We start from the raw sequence: 2,643 nt of genomic DNA on the forward strand, positions 1-2,643 counted from the left end.
CCCAGGGCCCGTGGACATCAGTAGGAGAAGTCGAGCTAGCCACCCTGCGGTGGGTGCACTGGTGGAACACCAAACGTCTTCACGAGGCGTTGGACTACGCCACCCCACAAGAAGTAGAAACCGAGTATTATCTCACCGAGCCCATCAACACAGGGCCGTAAAAGAAGCGGAACCAAACCCAGGACGCTTCAGACAAGGTGGTGTTTCTACTCGACCGTGTGGAACTGGGTATACAGTCGCTGGCGAACTACCACAGCTACGGCGGCGACACCATCGACGTTGCAGATACCGCCAGCGCTGACGAGCTGCTTCGGCTGCTCACAAACGACACCTCGGTGCTGATCGTGACCTCGCTGCAGAAATTCCACCACTTGCAAGCTGACACGCTGCGTGAGCCGGTGCTAAAGAAACTGCGTGACAAGCGCATCGTCTTCATCGTCGACGAGGCACATCGCTCCACCTTCGGAGACATGCTGCTGAATATCAAGACCACGCTGCCAGATGCGCTGCTGTTCGGCTTTACGGGTACTCCGATCCACGATGAGAACCAGAAGGTGCATTCAACAACTGCCACCATCTTCGGTGATGAGCTGCATCGCTATTCCATCGCCGACGGTATCCGTGATGGCAATGTGCTCGGTTTCGACCCTGAGATGGTTGAGACCTACCGCGCACATGACGTGCGCACATCTGTCGCGCTCGAACAAGCCAAGGCTGTCGATGAGCAGGACGCTTTTAACGACCCGAAGAAGGAAAAGACCTTCCTGAAGTACATGGATAAAGCCCAGGTCCCAATGGCGGGTGTGCTCCACGAGGATGGGTCCTATGATAAGGGCATCGAGGACTATATTCCGATGGCGCAGTACGATCAGCCGGAACACCGCGCGGCCGTAGCGCGAGACATCGCTGAGCACTGGGTGCATTTAAGCCGAAACAGCGCCTTCCACGCAATCCTGGCCACGCACTCCATCATCGAGGCTATTGAGTATTTCCGCATCTTCCGCGACACCTACCCGCAGTTGAACGTCACGGCATTGTTTGACCCCAACATCGATAACACTGGCGAGCAGCAACTCGCGAAGGAAGACGGCCTTATCGAGGTGCTCGAACACTACAACGCGATGTTTGACCAGCACTTTACGATGCCGACTCACGACGCCTTTAAGCGCGATATCGCTGAGCGGTTGGCACACAAGGCACCGTACAACACACCGGCGTTTACGCACGACAAGCAGATTGACCTGCTTATTGTCGTCGATCAGATGCTCACTGGCTTCGACTCGAAGTGGCTGAACACGCTGTATCTCGACAAGGTTATCGCTTACGAGAACATCATCCAGGCATTCTCGCGTACCAACCGTGTCTTCGGCCCCGAGAAACCTTTCGGCTCAATTCGCTACTATCGCAAGCCTCATACGATGCAGCGCAACATCAATGCTGCTGTGAAGCTCTACTCCGGTGATAAACCCTTCGGGCTGTTCGTCGATCATCTCGATGAGCACCTTATGCAGATCAACCAGTGCTTCACTATCATCAAACGACTCTTCGCTGGCATCGACGACTTCTCTCGCTTGCCCGACGATGAAGCAGACCGTCTTGAGTTCGCAAAGGTACTTCCCGAACTCTACGACCATCTCCAAGCAGCCCAGGTCCAGGGCTTTACCTGGGAGCAAGACACGTACCGGGTGGCCGACACCAAGATTAAAGTGGAACTGACCGAACCGGTGTACATCGCGCTGCTGTCACGTTACAAGGAGCTTGACCCATCAGACGGTGAACCCGAGCCAGCACCAGGCGGGGGAGACGGTGATGATCGGCCGCCGTACGATATCAACGTCCACATCACGCATATTGACACTGCACGTATCGACGCTGACTACCTCAACGCGAAGTACACGAAGTACTTACGCGCTATCGAGGCAGGTCTGCCACAGGCTGAACTCGATGAGCTGCTCTCAGACCTACACGCAGGCTTCGCACGCCTCAGCGCCGACGACCAGGTCTTTGCGAACCGCTGGCTCCATAACATCCAGTCCGGCGATGCTGTTCTTGAGCCTGGTAAGTCCGTGCAAGACTACATCAACGAGTACAAACTTTCACAGCAAGACCGCGAGATTGACCAGCTTGTGCGCGCTATCGACGTTGATCCCGAGTTGCTACGCCTCCTCCTCGCTGCACACGTGGATGAGGCGCGTATCAACGAATACGGCCGCTTTGATGATGTCGTAGATTCTGTCGATCTCGACGCTGCAGCCGAGTACTTCCATCAACAAACGGGAAAGAAACTGCCGCGCTTTAAAATCCGAACGGCCATTGACCGACTGTTGCGTGAATACGTACTGCATCACAACCTTCCCGCAGACCTCGAAGAAGCAGCGGCAGAGGAGGTGTGACATGCTCATTGGATACGCACGCGTCTCTACATCGAAGCAGGGACAGTCGCTGGATACTCTGAAGCGTCCTGGGTTTGGTTCCGCTTCTTTTACGGCCCTGTGTTGATGGGCTCGGTGAGATAATACTCGGTTTCTACTTCTTGTGGGGTGGCGTAGTCCAACGCCTCGTGAAGACGTTTGGTGTTCCACCAGTGCACCCACCGCAGGGTGGCTAGCTCGACTTCTCCTACTGATGTCCACGGGCCCTGGG

3 protein-coding genes and 1 pseudogene are annotated in these 2,643 nt (G+C 55.6%); 3 read left to right on the forward strand and 1 reads right to left on the reverse strand.

Annotated features, from left to right (window positions below):
* The 3 genes and pseudogenes from FPP74_RS12105 to FPP74_RS12575 all read left to right on the forward strand — a co-directional run.
* Window positions 1-161, forward strand: a 161-nt coding sequence (locus tag FPP74_RS12105) for an integrase core domain-containing protein (RefSeq protein ID WP_144717423.1), incomplete at its 5' end; no start/stop codon positions are given.
* A gap of 30 nt (window positions 162-191) precedes the next feature.
* Window positions 192-635: pseudogene (locus FPP74_RS12470) on the forward strand (DEAD/DEAH box helicase family protein); the annotation flags it as partial.
* Between the two features lie 219 nt (window positions 636-854).
* On the forward strand, window positions 855-2,393 hold the full coding sequence (locus FPP74_RS12575) for a hypothetical protein (protein ID WP_370511810.1): 1,539 nt from the start codon (window positions 855-857) through the stop codon (window positions 2,391-2,393).
* 89 nt (window positions 2,394-2,482) lie between these two features.
* Here FPP74_RS12575 and FPP74_RS12115 read toward each other — a convergent pair.
* A partial coding sequence (locus tag FPP74_RS12115; protein WP_144717423.1) for an integrase core domain-containing protein occupies window positions 2,483-2,643 on the reverse strand: 161 nt, incomplete at its 5' end.

Source organism: Corynebacterium sp. NML180780 (assembly GCF_007786415.1).
Taxonomy (GTDB): domain Bacteria; phylum Actinomycetota; class Actinomycetes; order Mycobacteriales; family Mycobacteriaceae; genus Corynebacterium; species Corynebacterium gottingense.

What these genes read in the sequence shown, in the direction of transcription:
- FPP74_RS12575 (WP_370511810.1), top strand. Translation starts at nt 855, where the DNA reads ATGGCGCAGTACGATCAGCCGGAACACCGCGCGGCCGTAGCGCGAGAC.